Genomic DNA, 15397 nt, shown 5'->3' on the forward strand with positions numbered 1-15397 from the left:
ATAAAGTCGCCGGGTCATTATTAAAAGTCGCGATGTGCACTCACGTAGTCGACCATCCAGTTCAGGAAGGCTTTGACTTTGGGGATCTCGCCGGCGTGTTCGGCATGCGCGATAAAGTGCGCGCCGCTGCTGGGCATGGCGTAGTCCCATGGGATCGTCAGGCTGCCTTGGGCAAGTTCTTCGGCCACCAGGTAATGCGGCACCAGCGCCACGCCATAGCCCGACTGCGCCGCGCGAATGCACATGTAGAACGTGTCGAAACGCGGCCCGTGATAACTGTTCTGCGAGTGCAGGCCTTGTTCCAGGAACCATTCGTGCCAGGCTTCCGGGCGCGAGGTGCATTGCAGCAAGGTGTGGCGCGACGACGCGTCGCTGCCCTCGGCAACAAACCCCGGCGCACAGACCGGCACCACGGCTTCACGAAACAGCTCGATGCAGGTCGCGCCCGGCCATGAGCCCTGGCCGAAGAAAAACGCGATATCGGCCTTGGCCTGCAGCACGTCGAAGGGCTCCAGTTCGTTGCGCACGTCCAGGTGGATATTCGGGTGTTTCGCCGCGAAGTCCTTGAGCTTGGGCACCAGCCAGCGATCGCCGAAGGTCGGCTGGGTGGCGATGCGCAGCACCTCGGTTTCACCGCCGTAGGTGAGGATGTAGCGGCTGGAGATGTCCACCTGGGTGAGGATCTTGTGCACCTCGGCCAGGTACAACGACCCGGCCGGCGACAAGTACAGGCGCTGGCGGACCCGCTCGAACAGATTGTGGCAGAGCATCTCTTCCAACTGTGCCACCTGCTTGCTGACGGCACTCTGGGTCAGGTGCAGCTCTTCGGCGGCGCGGGTGAAACTCAGGTGGCGGGCGGCGGCTTCGAAGCATTGCAAGGCCGTCATCGAAGGGGTCAAGCGTTTTGAAATCATGCAGTTCATTCCAAATCGGAAGGAGCCTTTGCCTAAAGGTCGTTTGTGGCAGCGCCGTAAAGCCGTGGATACTGCCCGGCAGCACTATAAACCGGCGCGGGCTGTGCAGCGCCGAATAATAAGGAATGACAGGGAGCGCCTTGCATGAACCGATTCAAAACCACGTTGGCCACACTGGGCGCCACCGCCGTATTCGGCCTCGCCGGCACTGCGCACGCCGGGGCGACCCTGGATGCGATCCAGAAAAAAGGCTTTATCCAATGCGGCGTCAGCGACGGCTTGCCCGGTTTTGGCGTGCCCGACAGCAAGGGCAAGATGACCGGCCTCGATGTCGACGTGTGCCACGCCGTGGCGGCGGCCGTGTTCGGCGATGCGTCGAAAGTGAAGTTCACCCAATTGACCGCCAAGGAGCGCTTCACCGCGTTGCAGTCCGGCGAAATCGACCTGATCTCGCGCAACACCACCTGGACCAGCTCGCGTGATTCGGCGATGGGCCTGGTGTTCACGGGCATCACCTACTACGACGGCATCGGCTTTCTGGTGAACAACAAACTGGGAGTGACCGGTGCCAGTCAACTGGACGGCGCGACCGTGTGTATCCAGGCCGGCACCACCACTGAACTGAACGTCTCCGACTACTTCCGCACCCACGGCATGAAGTACACGCCCATCACCTTCGACACCGCCGACGAGAGCGCCAAGGGCCTGGAGGCCGGGCGTTGTGATGTGCTGACCACCGACCAGTCGGGACTGTATGCACAGCGGATCAAAATGGCCCACCCGGATGAGTTCGTGGTGCTGCCGGAGGTGATCTCCAAGGAACCGCTGGGGCCACTGGTGCGCAAGGGCGATGACGAGTGGTTCAGCATCGTCAAGTGGACGCTGTTCGCGATGCTCAATGCCGAGGAAATGGGCATCACCTCGCAGAACGTCGAGGAACAGGCCAAGACCAGCAAGAACCCGGATGTCGCGCGGCTGCTGGGCGCCGACGGTGAGTACGGCAAGGACCTCAAGCTGCGCAAGGACTGGGTCGTGCAGATCGTCAAGCAGGTGGGCAACTACGGCGAAGTGTTCGAGCGCAATATCGGCCAGGGCAGCGTGTTGAAGATCAAGCGCGGGCTCAATGCGCTGTGGAACAACGGCGGTATCCAGTACGCGCCGCCGGTGCGATAACGCCGGGGGTCAGTCGGCGACCCCACCTTTCCCCGCCGCCTTAGCGCGATACAACGCCTGGTCGGCACGTGCCATCAAGGCGGCGGGGGTATCACCCGATTGGCTCGCCGCCACGCCTACGCTGAGGGTGACGTGGAAGTCGTTGCTCACCGGGTTATCCCTCAACGCCTCGCAGATGCTTTCGGCGATTGCCTTGGCCGTCTCCAGCGACGTGTTGGGCAGCAGTACCATAAACTCATCGCCGCCCCATCGAGCCAGCAGGTCATCGGCGCGTATACAGCCTTTCAAACGCTCGACCACCCGCACCAGCGTCTCGTCGCCTGCGCTGTGGCCGTACTGATCGTTGATCGGCTTGAAGTCATCGATATCCATCGCGATCAATGCCAGCGGCAGGCGAAAGCGTTGGGCGCGTTCGCATTCTTCCAGCAAGGTTTTTTCCATGCGATAGCGGTTGGCGACCAGCGTCAGGGTGTCGCGTTCGGCGAGGGAGCGATTTTCATCCAGCTGCAATTGCAGTTGCTGGTTGACCCGTGACAGCTCGCGCGTGCGCTCGGCCACCAGCACTTCAAGGGATTGATTGCGCTGTTCCAGTTGCTCGACGGAGCTTTTGCGTGAATGGATATCACGGTGGGCGCCCACCATCCGCGCCACCGAACCGTCAGCGTTGCGGGCAATCACGTAGCCACGGTCTTCGATCCACAGGTAGCTGCCATCTTTTTTGCGGCAACGGTATTCGGCCTGGTAGTAGGGGGCACGACGCTGGATATAGTCATCAAACAGCATCATCACCTGGGGGTAGTCGTCCGGATGGATCACGTTTTCCCAGGTGAACACGCTGTTTTCCAGGGCGTGTCGAGGGTAGCCAAGCATTTCATACCAACCCGGGTTGCGGTACACGAACCCGGTATTGGCGTTCCAATCCCAGATGCCGTCGCTGACCAACTCCAGAACGGTGTGCAGCATGTCGGCGTTGAAGTGAGAGAAATCAGTGCCCGGTGGGCTGTTGCCGGGAGTATCGTCCATTGCGCGATCCTTGCTTGGGCTGGCATCCAAGGCCTGCCGATATTGATGCCGGTACTCCGTGGCTGGCGCTACTGTACAACGGGATTTGAGTGCTTTGAATAGGGCGAATGTACGCCTTTGGCAGGATGGCAATAGGCTATCTATCTGGGGCGCCCGACGATTTCCCCGCGCCTTGACGATGCGCAGCGCTTCGCGCCAGCGTTCGAACCGCAGGCACCCCTCGTGGCCATCCGAGCTGGACGGCCTTGTTGTCGATGAAGAAAAGTTACTTGGGGGCCAGCATTCTCGTCCTGGCCTTCCCATCCGCGTTGTGTTGGTAAATCTCTTCAGGTTGGCCCTGTTCGTTGAAAAACACCTGGCCGATCCCCGCCGAGTTCCATAGCCGCTCGCCCGCTTCGGCATGTTCCGGAATATGCGGGACCACCTGCATGGTGCGGCGGCGGGTGAACCAGTTGAGGGGCGAGCGGGGCGAGTAGAGCCAGCGGTTGAGCCGGTCGAACCATTCCAGCAGGCGCGGCGGGAATTCGTTCTTGATGCCGCTGCTGGTGATCTGCCAGATTTTCGGGCCGGCATTGCGATGACGGATCAGTACTTCGTAGACGAACGAATAGTGCACATCGCCCGACAGGATCACGTAGTTCCCCGGTGTCCGTGAGTGACGGAAGATATTCAGGATCACCTGGGCGGCGCCGCGATGGGCCATCCAGTTTTCCGCGTCCACCAGCAAGGGGTGGCCGCACCAGCTGAACACTTTTTGCACGGTCTCGATCAGCTTGACGCCAAAGATCGGCGCGGGCGAGACGATGATGGCCGAGGGGTGATCAAGCAGTTCCTGCTGCAGTTCGCTCAAGGCTTCCCAATCCAGCAGGCCGGAAGGTTGCTTGAGGGTGAACTCACTGCGCCAGCGACGGGTGCGGGTGTCCAGCACTACCAGCGCAGGCGTGGTGGGCAGTACGTAGTGCCATTGCTGGAATTTCAGCAGGGCCTCGAGCAACGCATCCTGCGCGCTGGCGTCCAGGTGGTTGGCCTGGGGCTGGGTGGTCAGCGCCTGGACCTGGCTGACCAGCGGACCAAAGACATCCGGCTGGTTGCCCCAGCCCTGACACAGCAAATAGGCCAGCAGGGCATTGCCGATGATGCGTTTGGAGAAGGGGTGGCCGTAGGCGGTTTCTTCCCATTGGGCGCTGAGGTTCCAGTCGTCGGTGATGTCGTGATCGTCAAAGATCATCAGCGTGGACAGGTGGGCGAATACCCGCGCGACGCCCGGCAGGCCCTGGCGAAAGCGCTCGATCTGTACCTGCTCGCGGGCGAAGCGCTGCTGTTCTTCGGCGCTCAAGCGGGGAGGCTCCAGCGTGAGCAGGTTCCAGGGCGTGGGCGACCAGACCAGCAGGTACATCGCCATGACTTCGGCGAAGGTGACCAAGTGGTTATCGGCGGTGCTGCTGGTGAATATCGGTTTTTTCACCCCGCCGAAAAATCGCTCGCGCAGGGTTTCATTGCTGTCCAGCGCCGGGAGCAGGTCGGCACGGTGGTAGTAGCTGGCGCGATGCCCGTAGAGGCTGGCGCTGTCGTCTATCACCGCTCCTTCCAGGTATTCATCGAACAGGCCCAGGCGCGCGATCAACCCATGGATCGCCCGCAGCATGGGCCCGGCGACATCGTCCGCGTACACCTGGTCGCCGCTCATCATCAGCAGGGCCGGGCGCTGCTCGGGCAGGTGGGCTTCGGCCAGCAGACGGTCGACGCACAGCAGGCCTTCGTCCGCGTGATGGTGTGGTTTGCGGCACGAGCCATGGACCAACTGATGAATACGGCTGTGCAGCACAAAACTGGGGTATTGGGCGTCGGCATACAGCAGGTGTGGCGCCCACTCGGCGATGCCGAGGCTGTCGATCAACAGGTCATAGCCAATGACCTCATCCTGCGGCAAGGCGTCATCCAGCGGCACGTCGATCAAGTGGATGACGGCGTCACGCCCCACCGCAACGGTTTGGCATTGGCCCTGATCCAGCACGATGCTGCGGGTCTGCCCGGCGATGTGCAGCGTCAGGGTCAGTACCAGCTCCCGGGTGCCCATCAGCCACAGCACCAACCGCTGGGGTTCCAGGCGGCGTAGCAGGGGGCCGGCGAGTACGGCGGGCAATGTGTCGGGTGGCAGCATGCAGGGAAGGGCTCCAGGCGGGGTCGGCCGAAAACTCTAGCGCATTGAATGTCAGTGTTTTGTTAAGGCGAGGGTATGAAGGGCCGTGCACAGCCCTTCACATGCCCGGTTAGAGCAGTCGACCGCCGCCCAGGCTGTCCAGCGTGCTGGTGCCGGTGCTCCTGCGCCTGTCGTTCGCGGCCGGGCCATTGGACTCAATGGAGGAGGCGTGTTGGTGGGTCTGCTCGATGCTGCGCTTGTTGCGAGAGCGCGTGACTTCATCCTGCTGAGCCACAGATGCAATAGGCATGTTCAACGAGTGATTGAGGGTACTTATCATGGAGGTGGTCCTCTGTCAGTGGTAAGCCTCACCGCTTAGTGAAGCTGAGCCAAACCTACAGAGGGGGACGGCAACCGCGCTATAAACGCCTCGCCGCAACATGTGACGGATCGCGGCTGGAAATCATCGACACGGCCTTCGGCGCAGCCGCCCGCTTCGGGCGAAGTCGCGGCCTCCCTGGCGTGCAGCCCAAACGCCGCGCAGTTCTGTGCGGCGCCGTTACGTAACGCGCTGTAGTAATCCGCGCGGCACCCTGACCCTGGCAGAGCGCCAAGGTGGGAGGCGTGTCAGGTATGCGACTCTTCCATCACCTTTGGCACGGTGAAGCGGAACTCACTGCCACGCCCCAATTCACTCTCGGCGACGATCTTGCCGCCATGGGCCTGCACGATACCTTGGGTGATGTACAGCCCCAGGCCGCTGCCGGTGGGGTTGTTTTCCGCCTGGGTCCAGTAGCGATCGAACACGTGGGGCAGTTGTTCCGGCGCAATGCCTTCGCCCGAGTCACGCACCGAAAACACGATTTCCTCGCCATTGCTCATGGCGCTGATACCGATATTGCCCTGGCGCGGGGTGAACTTGATGGCATTGCCAATCAGGTTCGACAGGACCTGGAACAGCCGCTCCGGGTCGGCATTGATCTGCAGGCCGGGCTCGGTGTTGAACGACAGGTCGATGCCTTTCTCCATCGCCAGCGGGGCAAGCAGGGAGTAGGCCTCTTCGAACATCTGGCTGACATCCAGCGCCACCGGCTTGACCACGTAGCGCCCGGCCTCGATTTTCGAGGTGTCGAGCAAGTCTTCCAGCAGCACATTCATGCGCCCGGCGGCCTGTTGCATGGTGTCGATGGCCGAGGAAATGCGCCGTGAAGTGTGTGGGCCATCGGAGCTGAAGGCCTTTTGCATCATGCCGCACAGCATCGAGATTACGGTCATCGGGTTACGCAGGTCGTGGGACACCACCGCCACCAGTTCATCGCGGGCGCGCACGGCTTGTTGCTCGCGCAGTACCTGGCGGGCCAGGTCGTTTTCCAGGGCCGAGCGGCGCAGGTCGTTGGCGGCGAAGCGGTCGCCATGGCTCCACTTGGTGGAGATGCCGGCCATTTCGACTTTCCAGATTTCAAATGAAGTACGTGGGCGAAGGCGCAGGCCGGCGTCGGAATTTTCCAGGTCGAGGGGCTTTTTCGGGTCGCCGCTCCAGTTGATGTTTTCCTTCACCTCCGGGCGGAACCACATCACGCCATTGTCCACCGGCTTGGGCAGGCTCATGGCCAACACGCCGCTGGCGACCTGCTGGAACTCGGCAGCCGGCGGGTACACCGACACCAGGTTATGGCTGGAAAATACCGGCTCGCCGCTGTCCTGCAGCCACTTGTGCAAGGCACGGATCTGCGCCGGTTCCGGGCAGTTGCCGTAGCGGTGCAATTGTTTGTCTTCGATGATCGCCACGCCGCCGGCGAGGGTCAGGTCCATCAGCAACTGGCCGCGTTGGGCGAGGCCGTCGAATACGTTGTCTTGCGAAGCTTTCATCGCCTGGTCCAGCAGCGCCAGGGCCTCGACTTTCTCTTCTCGCTGACGGCTCAGGTCCAGGGCTTCCATGGCGCTGATCTGCAACGACAAGACTTGGCCGATGGTCTGGCAGGCGGTGCGCAGGTCGTTGGGCACCAGCAGTGGCTCGCGGTTGCCGCAGCTGATCAGGCCCCACAGCTTGTCACCCTTCATCAGCGAGATGCTCATGGACGACAACACGCCCATGTTCTGCATGTACTGGCAGTGAATCGGCGACACGCTGCGCAGGGTGGCGAAGCTCAAGTCCAGCGGTTGGCCGGTGTCCGGGCGCAGTTTGGGCAACAACGGCACCGGCTCGTAGGCCGCGTTCGGGATGATGCGCAGCCAGTTGGTGCGGTACAGCTCGCGGGCCTGCTCGGGGATGTCGGACGCGGGGAAGAACAGCCCGTTGAACAGCTCCATGGACGGTGCCGACGCTTCGGCAATCACCTGGCCGTGGCCTTCGTCTTCGAAGCGATAGATCAGCACGCGGTCGTAACCGGTCATGGCCTGGATTTCGGTCACGCTGATTTCGTACAGCGCCTGCAGGGTTTTCGCCGACTGCAAACGTTGCAGCATTTTGCCCAGGTCACTGGTGCGACCATTCAGCGCGCGTGGGCGGAAGTCTTTGAGCCGCGGTTCGAACTCCAGCACCAGCACGTCCTGATGGCGGTGCAGCAGGCCTTCGAACTCGGCGCCGTTGAGGCTGACATGCAGCGGCGGGGCATCGAAAAAGCTGTTTTGCGCAGCCACGGTTTGCACGGCCTGGGCGTGTTCGGCCCCGATCAGCGTGTGCAGCGGCTGGCCCAGCAGTGCCTCGGGTGCGTGGCCGAACAGGGCCGCGACGTTGGCGCTGACCTGGATGATGCGCAGGTCCGGCTCCGAGAAGGTCAGCAGCACGCCGTGGGGCTGGATCGCACCAGGGAAGCGGATCGGCTCGTCGGCACAGTTGGCAAGCAGCTCTTCAAAATCTTCGGGTTTCATAGCAGTACCTCCTGGCTGTCGAGCCATTGCTCAAAGCAGCTGAACGTCGAACGGGCCGCATCCACCGCGTGCTGTCTGGCCTTGGCATCCAGCGGCATGTGGCCCAGGTAATCGAGGAAATCCCTCCAGCGTCGACCGGTGTCGGCACCGTAAACATTGAGAAACGCACCGCCGTTGTCGGCATGCACGTCCAGGCGCTGGGCCATTTCGCGGCGCAGTACCTGGCCGCCCAAGGTCGCGCCTTCCAGCACATAGAGGGCACCGAGGCAGGCGGCGGGCGTGTCGAGACGGGGCAAATGGGCGCAGCGGGGCAGGGCGTCGATAGCGGTGTCACTCACGCCGAGGGCGTGAAGATCGCTCACCAGGGTCGGCGTTTTCACACGCAATGCCTGGTCGTAGCCCACGGGAATCAAATCTCGGTCGTACAGCGCCGCTTCGATCGGCGCATAAAAACCGTAATACGCCCGGACCAGGCGCTGATACCAGCTGGCATCCAGGCGCTCGGAGAAAAACGGCAGGCGTTTTTCCAGCGCCACGTGCAACAGGCCGGTGCCTTCACGCAACGCTTCCAGCAATGAGGGCGCACTAACGTCATGGGCCGGTGAATGCATTCAATGAGCTCGAAGTGTGGGCCTCTCGGCCATGAATGACGCTTGGAAATGGGCGACGATTCTACACAACTCATGGCGATCAACTGAACGCACAAGGCGAAAAGGCTGACCAGCGGATCAGAAAAGTCGCTCCCTGCTCTTCAATGACCACACGGACCCATGTGAAGTTCGGTCCGGGTGATATCGCCATGCTATCAATGCAAGGACGAGCCCTGCTGGGTCAAGGCGGTTTGCACACACTCCAGCAGATGCTCAGTGCTCCACGGCTTGGGCAGGAACCGCACGGAACCGCCCAACTGCTCGGCCAGTTTGGTATTGCCAGACGTCAGCAGCACCGGCACGCTCGGCCACCGATGCGCGACAACCCGGCTCAGGTCGTAGCCATTGAGTAGCCCCGGCATTTGCACATCGCTGACGATCAGGTCCACCGGATCATCGCCCCGTTCCAGGTAAATCATCCCCTCATCCGCCGAAGGAAACGACGTTACCACCGCCCCGAAATCCTCCAGCACATCCACCATTAACGAACGAATGATCTCGTCGTCTTCCAGCACTAAAATCGATGGCTGAGCCATGATCCTTACTCCACCATCAGGGTCCAGTAAGGTGGAGTGGGGCAGGCGCGGATAGGTTCGATTGGATGTTTATAAGGCGATGGGTGGTCACTTGGAGGGTCTGGCTTGCGCATTTGAGTGGGTGTGCTGCACGATACCGGCGCTCTGCCATCCTGACCGGTCCGGCTCCCGCCGGCGCACACACAAGGCCGTCAACCGTGAACGCTCCCGCCGCCTCCTTGATCGACCCGGACCTGGGCAACCGCATGATCAAAGTCGACCACGCCGGCGAGCATGGCGCGATCTGTATCTACAGCGGCCAATTGTTCATGGCCCGCGTGTTCGCGCCCGGCATGGTGGCCGAGTTGCAAGCGTTTCTTTCTCACGAGCGTCGCCACCGCGCGGTGTTCCAGGCCGAGTTGCAGCGGCGCGGCTATCGTCGCTGCCGCAGTTACTGGCTGTGTGGGCTGGGCGGGCTGGCGTTGGGGTTGATCACCGGCGTCTGCGGGCGCAAGGCTATTGTCGCCACGACGGTCGCCGTTGAAAGTGTCGTGCTCAAGCACCTGGCGCACCAACTGCACACGCTGCGTGACATTGATCCGCTGGCCGTGGCCGCCATTGCCTCGATTGTCGACGAGGAACAGCACCACCACGACCACTCGGCCGCGCAGATTGATGCGCAGGACCCATGGTTCCGTGCGCTGGCGCCGGTGGTCACGGCCTGGACCGAAGCGGTGATCTGGATGGGCATGCGCTCCTGACAAACAGGCATAATTGCCGTTATCACCCGCTGTGGAGTCCACCATGAAGTACGCCTTGTTCATCCTCGCCCTGATCCTCAACAGCGGCTCGGCCCTTGCCGCAGGCGATGCCGAGGCGGGTGGCAAGCTCTTCAGCAAGACCTGCGGCGGCTGCCACAGCATAGGCGAAGGTGCGCGCGGTGGCTTCGGGCCGGAACTCAACGGCATCATCGGCCGACCCGCCGGCACCACCACCGATTACCAGTACTCCGACGCGATGAAGAACTCCGGCGTGGTCTGGACCCGCGACAAGCTCGCCGCCTACATCGAGGCACCGAAGAAGGTGGTGAGTGGCACGCGGATGATCTTCTGGGGCATCAGCGACCCGGAAAAAATCGAGAACATCCTCGCCTACCTGGAAACCTTCCAGGATAAATAGTCACTCCCGCACATTCCGGAACAGCATCAACCGCGCGCTCTCATGCAGCCCCTGCGTGAGCGTCCGCAGGCGTTGAAACTCCTGGGGATGCTGCGCGGCGACGTCCTCGCGCGGAGTGGGTGAGGCCAGGTCATGCAGGGTCGGTGAGCTGCCGTCATGCTGCATCTGCAGTAAAAAGTCCTTGGTCACGCCGCCGATGATCGGGAACGTGCCCTCCTGCAAGACCAGCGGCACCACGCGCTCGCCCTCCGGCGCCGGTTGCTGGATGTCCCGGCCCATCGCGCCGTTGCGAAAGGGTATGCCCGCCATGCCGGCCACCGTCGGCAGCAGGTCCGCCAGGCCCACCGCCTCTTCTATGACGCGCGGTTGCAGGCCGGGGGCGTGGATCAGCAGCGGCACGTTGTTGCTTTCCAGGCCCAGTTGTTCGAAGGCCGGGGCCATGTGTGGGATCTGGCTGATGCGCGTGTTGTGGTCGCCGAAGAACACGAAAATGCTGTTGTCGTACCAACCACCGGCCTTGGCGATTTCCATCAAGCGACCGATGTTGTAGTCCAGCAGGCGCACCGCATTGTATTGCTCGACGCTGCGCGAACCGGCGGCCTGCACCTGTTCCAGGGTCACGTCCTTGACCTGGAAACCGTCGTTGAGGCGGGGAATGGTGAACGGCCGATGGTTGCCGGAGGTTTGCACGTAGGCAAAGAACGGCTGGTCCTGGGGCACGCTGCGCAACAGCTGGTCGCCTTCCTTGAACAGGTCCAGGTCGGAGATGCCCCACACGTCCACCCGCGGCGAACGCCAGTGGCTTTCGTCATAGAGTTGCACGCCGTCGATGCTCTGGCGGATCAGCGCGTTGATATTCGCCCAACCGGCATTGCCGCCGATCAGGTAGAACTTCTGGTAGCCCTGGAACGCGTTGATCACAGTGTGTTGGCGCGTGATCAGCGGGTTGCGGGTGGCCGTTTCCTGGCGGGTCACATCCGGCACGCCGGTGATGCTCGCCCACACGGTCTTGGCGGTGCCGGTGACGGGCACATAGAAGTGCTTGAAGAACCAGCTTTGCGTGGCCAACTGGTCCAGGTTCGGCGTCGGGTTGAGCGGGTTGCCGTAGGCTCCCACGGCACTGGTGCCGAGGGATTCGAGCATCACGAAGATCACGTTAGGTGCACGCTCGCCGGCCAGTCGATACGGCTGCACGGGTTGCTCGCGGATGAAGTTCAGTTGCTGCGCATCCGGCTGGTCAACACCAAGGTACGTGGCGACTTGCGGGTAATGTTCGCGCACCTGGGCTTCATCGAACTGTGACTGGCCGACCTTGAGCGTGTCATACAAAAACAGCACCGGGTTCAGGCCCACGGCTGCCACCTGGCTGTTGCCGGAAAAGAACGCATCGCTCCAGCGCAGCGGCACCGGGTTCTCCAGGTTGAGGTTGGCGACGCGGCCGAGCAGGGCCAGCAGCACGGCGACCAGGCCGATCACCGAGACCGAGGCCAGCGCCCATTTGCGCGTGGGCGTGGGCTGGCGATCCAGGGTCAGCCGCTCCAGGCAGATCAACGCCCACACCCACAGTGCTACCGCCGCGAGCCAGCAGGCGGTTATCCACAGCACCGGGTAGGTTTCCCACACCATCTGTTGTGAAATCTGCGCGTCTTGCAGGTAACGCAACACCGTCGCGTTGATGCGCACGCCCAGGTAGGCGTAGTGGCCGAAGTCGATGATGTACACCAGGCCGACCCCGGCCAGTGCGATCACCAGGTAACCCCGCGCCAGCCAGCGCAGGGCCGGCAGGGTGGTGAGGTTCCAGCGCGGCAGCCAGGCCAGCACCGCCAGCGGCAGCAGCAACAGCACCGCCAGGCGCAGGTCGAACCGCAGGCCGATGCCAACGGTTTCCAGCAACGCCGGGGTGTCCAGGGCGAGGCCCGAAAACGCCAGCACGAATATCAGCCGCAAGGCGGCCAGCAACGCAAATACCAATCCAATCGCGCCCACGCCGTAGCGCAGGCGGCGTGATTGCAACGCACCCATTATCTTCCCTCTTCTCAACAACACCACAGATCAAATGTGGGAGTGGGCGTGCTCGCGAACGCGGTGGTTCAGTGCCAGAGATGCTGCCTGACACTGCGCATTCGCGAGCACGCCCGCTCCCACAGGTTGAGTTGCATTAATCCAGCCACGACGCAGTAGCCCGCCAAGAGCGGATCCACCAGATAGTCCCAGTAGTTTTCCGAAGCCTTGAGCCGCAGCGCGAACGCCAGGGTGCCCACCGCCAGCATCCACACCGCCAGCGCATTGCGCAGCCACAGCATCAACAGCGCGGCCGCGCCCACCAGCACAATCATCGGCCGCGGATTGAAGCCCCAGCGGTAGGGATCGAAATACGTCAGGCCCAGCGTGGCCGGGTACAGCACCAGGCTCAGCAAGCCAAACAGCAGCAACATTTGCACGTGGTGCTGCCGGTTGAGCGGCTGTACCACGCCCACGCGACTCAAGCCCACCCACGCCAACAACACCAGGGTGCTGATCGCCAGGTCATCGGTAAAACTGCGCACGTACGCCGCCAGCGGCAGCTCGTTGATAGGGATAAAACTCACCGCCACCAGCACCGGCAGCAGCCACGGACGCCAGGGTGCGGTGAAGCGCAGCGCGCACAGCAACACAAAGCCCAGCAGTACAAAACTCAAATGCGCCTGCCACATCGAAACCATCAGAGACGCTCCGCCAGCCAGGCTTCGTTGAAGCTGACATGTTTGATAAAGGTGTTATTCCACGAGTACACCAGGTGGTACATGCCGTCCGGGCTACGGCTGAAGTACGGGTATTCGTATTCGAAATCGCAGCCTTGGGGTTTGCACACGCGGTAGTCGAGGTTGCTGAGAAAGCGCTGCTCCAGCGGCAGGCGCCGGGCGCCGCTGGAGGCGCGGAAGCCTTCGCCGATGATCGCCTTATAGGCTTCGGGGGAGAACGGTTGGCCGAGCGGGTCTGGCGACTCATCCAGTTGCACCACGGTGCGCCATTGGCTGAGCTGGGCGTCGGTGCCGTAGAGGCTGAGTTTGAAACGGCCATCCTCCAGGTCGTTCAGGGCCACCAGCAACCCATCGTCCACCGTGCCCACCGCAGCCAGCGACGAGTTTGGATTGGCCGGCTCCAGCGGGTACGGCTCGCTCCAGGTCTGGCCGGCGTCTTCGGTGCGGCTGGCCAGGACCCGGTGATGGGTGTCGCCGGCGTAGCGCAACATCGCCACGGCGCGCTTGCCGTCCAGCGGCACGATGGTCGGTTGCAGCGAGTGTTTGCCGCGACTGATGCGAAATTTGTCGATCACTGCGCCATCGGCACTCAAGTACAGGTACTCGGCAAACTTGCCCATGAACTCGTGGTACACCGGCAGACCGATCGAGCCGTCGGCATGGAACACCGGGGCGGCGCGCACCAGGGTGCTGATATTGAAGAACGGTGAGGTCACCAACTGCCTTGGCGCCGACCAACTGGCGCCGAAGTCCTCCGAGACCATCAGATTGATCGCACTGGCGGCCCAGCCACCGACTGACACCGATACGTAAAACATCCACAGGCGTTTATCCGGCCCGAGAGCGATGACCGGGTTGCCCAGCTTGCGGATATAGCGCTGGGTGCCGTCGCGAGTGCTTTCCCGCGTGGCCAGCACCTGCTCGGCGCCCCATTCGCCGCTGCGCGCATCAAAGCGCGCGGTGCGCACCTGCACATCGGCCGCGCCTTCGCGTGAGCCGGCAAACCACACTGCCATCAAATCGCCGCCGGGCAGGGCGGTGACGGACGAGGAATGCACAAAGTCAGTGAGTTGGGTGGACACGAAGCGGCTGGTGTATTGCGCCGGCGCCGCCACTTTTGCGGGGTTCGGGCTGGTCTCGGCAAACGGTGCGAGCACATGGGGCGGATGGCTTTGCCAGGCCGCGAAGAATACGGCCAGCAGGCTGCAAATCAATAAGGCGGAGCGCATAGGGAACCTGTCGGCAAAAGGATTACTGCGCACGCTCATCCGGCAGGCGCTTCCTGCGACCGGTGAGCATCGATAACGGCAGGTTGTCCCGCACCTGGATACTTTCAAACAGCGCGGCCAGCACATGCACGCAGACCAGGCCAAGAAGCACATTGGCGGCGGTCTCGTGGATTTGCTGGGGCCAATCGGCGCCCCATAGCGCATCGACTTCCTGCATCAGGAAGCCGCTGACGCCCAGAGTCAGCAAGGCCAGCAACATCAACAGCATCACCAGCGCACCAATGGGCGAATGGCCCAACCGGTGCAGCGGGCGGCGGTTGAGCAGCGAGCGCGCGTGGGCACCCAGTCGTTTCGGCGTAGGCCAAAAGTCCGCCCAACGCGCACTGCGCGGTCCGACAAATCCCCACACCAGCCGTACCAGCAGCCAGGCCATGGCGTAGTAGCCCAGCCAGACATGCCAGTCATCGCCCGCTTCATTGAAGAAGTAATTGGCGACAAAGACCCCGGCGATCGACACATGAAACAGCCTCACCAACGGGTCCCACAGGCGCAGGGATTCGCCTGGCATCAGCCTTTGATCTCAGTCTTCACGGCTTTGCCGGTGACCGGGTCGTGGTAGATCTCGACTTTGCGCTTGTCTTTGTCGAAACCGTAGATCTCGTAGCAGTTGCCGTCGGTGACCTTGAACTTGCTGATTGTGTAGCCTTCGGCCTTGAGCTTGTCCTGGAAGGCTTTCTCGTCTTGCCATTGCGAGCGCTCGGCGGTGGTGCACTGCGGGCCGGCGATGGCCAGGGGGCTGGCGATAATCAGGGACAGCAGGAGAATTTTGCGCATGGAAAAGCTCTCAGCAGAAGTGGGAGGTTTCACAGTGCAAAACCAACCTTAGCGCAACCTTAGTTGGCAACGAGCCGTAACATCTTTGCCGAAATGCCCCGTGTCATAACCCGGCATGATGCCGCCGA

15 protein-coding genes are annotated in these 15397 nt (G+C 62.3%); 3 read left to right on the plus strand and 12 right to left on the minus strand.

Translation table 11 applies throughout. The features are described 5' to 3' along the window. Positions 1 to 20 precede the first annotated feature (20 nt). Positions 21 to 914 (minus strand): LysR substrate-binding domain-containing protein, encoded by an 894-nt coding sequence (locus tag C9990_RS04915; protein ID WP_065908545.1) that lies wholly within the window; start codon positions 912 to 914, stop codon positions 21 to 23. 144 nt (positions 915 to 1058) lie between these two features. On the opposite strand from C9990_RS04915, the gene C9990_RS04920 reads away from it, so the two are divergent. Next, the gene (locus C9990_RS04920) at positions 1059 to 2087 is read left to right on the plus strand and encodes an amino acid ABC transporter substrate-binding protein (protein WP_106802664.1); all 1029 of its coding nucleotides are present in this window, start codon (positions 1059 to 1061) and stop codon (positions 2085 to 2087) included. A 9-nt stretch (positions 2088 to 2096) separates the two neighbouring features. Here the strand turns inward: C9990_RS04920 and C9990_RS04925 are convergent, their stop codons facing one another. From C9990_RS04925 to C9990_RS04950, 6 genes are all read right to left on the minus strand, one after another. Continuing rightward, complete coding sequence (locus C9990_RS04925; RefSeq protein WP_106802665.1) at positions 2097 to 3110, minus strand: diguanylate cyclase domain-containing protein; 1014 nt, start codon at positions 3108 to 3110, stop codon at positions 2097 to 2099. 265 nt (positions 3111 to 3375) lie between these two features. Then, positions 3376 to 5271 (minus strand): alkaline phosphatase D family protein, encoded by a 1896-nt coding sequence (locus tag C9990_RS04930; RefSeq protein ID WP_106802666.1) that lies wholly within the window; start codon positions 5269 to 5271, stop codon positions 3376 to 3378. 109 nt (positions 5272 to 5380) lie between these two features. Beyond that, the gene (locus C9990_RS04935) at positions 5381 to 5590 is read right to left on the minus strand and encodes a hypothetical protein (protein ID WP_106802667.1); all 210 of its coding nucleotides are present in this window, start codon (positions 5588 to 5590) and stop codon (positions 5381 to 5383) included. A gap of 287 nt (positions 5591 to 5877) precedes the next feature. Then, positions 5878 to 8121: an ATP-binding protein gene (locus C9990_RS04940; RefSeq protein ID WP_106802668.1), complete on the minus strand. Its 2244-nt coding sequence runs from the start codon at positions 8119 to 8121 to the stop codon at positions 5878 to 5880. Then, positions 8118 to 8732 (minus strand): biliverdin-producing heme oxygenase, encoded by a 615-nt coding sequence (locus C9990_RS04945; protein WP_106802669.1) that lies wholly within the window; start codon positions 8730 to 8732, stop codon positions 8118 to 8120. Before C9990_RS04945 ends, C9990_RS04940 begins: the two co-directional genes overlap by 4 nt. A gap of 194 nt (positions 8733 to 8926) precedes the next feature. After that, positions 8927 to 9307 carry a response regulator gene (locus tag C9990_RS04950; RefSeq protein WP_065908558.1) on the minus strand — a complete coding sequence of 127 codons (381 nt, stop codon included), beginning with the start codon at positions 9305 to 9307 and terminating at the stop codon, positions 8927 to 8929. 197 nt (positions 9308 to 9504) lie between these two features. On the opposite strand from C9990_RS04950, the gene C9990_RS04955 reads away from it, so the two are divergent. Both C9990_RS04955 and C9990_RS04960 read left to right on the plus strand, forming a co-directional pair. After that, complete coding sequence (locus tag C9990_RS04955; protein ID WP_226939935.1) at positions 9505 to 10047, plus strand: demethoxyubiquinone hydroxylase family protein; 543 nt, start codon at positions 9505 to 9507, stop codon at positions 10045 to 10047. A gap of 43 nt (positions 10048 to 10090) precedes the next feature. After that, positions 10091 to 10465: a cytochrome c family protein gene (locus C9990_RS04960; RefSeq protein WP_065908559.1), complete on the plus strand. Its 375-nt coding sequence runs from the start codon at positions 10091 to 10093 to the stop codon at positions 10463 to 10465. On the opposite strand, the gene C9990_RS04965 is transcribed toward C9990_RS04960, so the two are convergent. The 5 genes from C9990_RS04965 to C9990_RS04985 form a co-directional block, all read right to left on the minus strand. Then, positions 10466 to 12487 (minus strand): LTA synthase family protein, encoded by a 2022-nt coding sequence (locus C9990_RS04965; RefSeq protein ID WP_106802670.1) that lies wholly within the window; start codon positions 12485 to 12487, stop codon positions 10466 to 10468. Positions 12488 to 12555: 68 nt separating this feature from the next. Beyond that, the gene (locus C9990_RS04970) at positions 12556 to 13167 is read right to left on the minus strand and encodes a hypothetical protein (RefSeq protein WP_106802671.1); all 612 of its coding nucleotides are present in this window, start codon (positions 13165 to 13167) and stop codon (positions 12556 to 12558) included. Then, a complete protein-coding gene (locus C9990_RS04975; RefSeq protein WP_106805604.1) occupies positions 13167 to 14435 on the minus strand; it encodes an exo-alpha-sialidase in 1269 nt (422 codons plus the stop codon). The genes C9990_RS04970 and C9990_RS04975 overlap by 1 nt, the downstream gene beginning before the upstream one ends. A gap of 22 nt (positions 14436 to 14457) precedes the next feature. Further along, on the minus strand, positions 14458 to 15003 hold the full coding sequence (locus tag C9990_RS04980) for a cytochrome b/b6 domain-containing protein (protein WP_065908562.1): 546 nt from the start codon (positions 15001 to 15003) through the stop codon (positions 14458 to 14460). Continuing rightward, complete coding sequence (locus C9990_RS04985) at positions 15003 to 15269, minus strand: PepSY domain-containing protein (RefSeq protein ID WP_065908564.1); 267 nt, start codon at positions 15267 to 15269, stop codon at positions 15003 to 15005. Before C9990_RS04985 ends, C9990_RS04980 begins: the two co-directional genes overlap by 1 nt. Positions 15270 to 15397: the final 128 nt, after the last annotated feature.

Source organism: Pseudomonas sp. S5D5 (assembly GCF_003013355.1).
Taxonomy (GTDB): Bacteria; Pseudomonadota; Gammaproteobacteria; order Pseudomonadales; family Pseudomonadaceae; genus Aquipseudomonas; species Aquipseudomonas aylmerensis.

Bases quoted from the DNA above. Each gene is read 5' to 3' on its own strand.
- C9990_RS04975 (WP_106805604.1), bottom strand. From the start codon at position 14,435: ATGCGCTCCGCCTTATTGATTTGCAGCCTGCTGGCCGTATTCTTCGCG.
- C9990_RS04925 (WP_106802665.1), bottom strand. From the start codon at position 3,110: ATGGACGATACTCCCGGCAACAGCCCACCGGGCACTGATTTCTCTCAC.
- C9990_RS04950 (WP_065908558.1), bottom strand. From the start codon at position 9,307: ATGGCTCAGCCATCGATTTTAGTGCTGGAAGACGACGAGATCATTCGT.
- C9990_RS04980 (WP_065908562.1), bottom strand. From the start codon at position 15,003: ATGCCAGGCGAATCCCTGCGCCTGTGGGACCCGTTGGTGAGGCTGTTT.
- C9990_RS04915 (WP_065908545.1), bottom strand. From the start codon at position 914: ATGATTTCAAAACGCTTGACCCCTTCGATGACGGCCTTGCAATGCTTC.
- C9990_RS04985 (WP_065908564.1), bottom strand. From the start codon at position 15,269: ATGCGCAAAATTCTCCTGCTGTCCCTGATTATCGCCAGCCCCCTGGCC.
- C9990_RS04920 (WP_106802664.1), top strand. From the start codon at position 1,059: ATGAACCGATTCAAAACCACGTTGGCCACACTGGGCGCCACCGCCGTA.
- C9990_RS04965 (WP_106802670.1), bottom strand. From the start codon at position 12,487: ATGGGTGCGTTGCAATCACGCCGCCTGCGCTACGGCGTGGGCGCGATT.
- C9990_RS04930 (WP_106802666.1), bottom strand. From the start codon at position 5,271: ATGCTGCCACCCGACACATTGCCCGCCGTACTCGCCGGCCCCCTGCTA.
- C9990_RS04960 (WP_065908559.1), top strand. From the start codon at position 10,091: ATGAAGTACGCCTTGTTCATCCTCGCCCTGATCCTCAACAGCGGCTCG.
- C9990_RS04970 (WP_106802671.1), bottom strand. From the start codon at position 13,167: ATGGTTTCGATGTGGCAGGCGCATTTGAGTTTTGTACTGCTGGGCTTT.
- C9990_RS04940 (WP_106802668.1), bottom strand. From the start codon at position 8,121: ATGAAACCCGAAGATTTTGAAGAGCTGCTTGCCAACTGTGCCGACGAG.
- C9990_RS04935 (WP_106802667.1), bottom strand. From the start codon at position 5,590: ATGATAAGTACCCTCAATCACTCGTTGAACATGCCTATTGCATCTGTG.
- C9990_RS04945 (WP_106802669.1), bottom strand. From the start codon at position 8,732: ATGCATTCACCGGCCCATGACGTTAGTGCGCCCTCATTGCTGGAAGCG.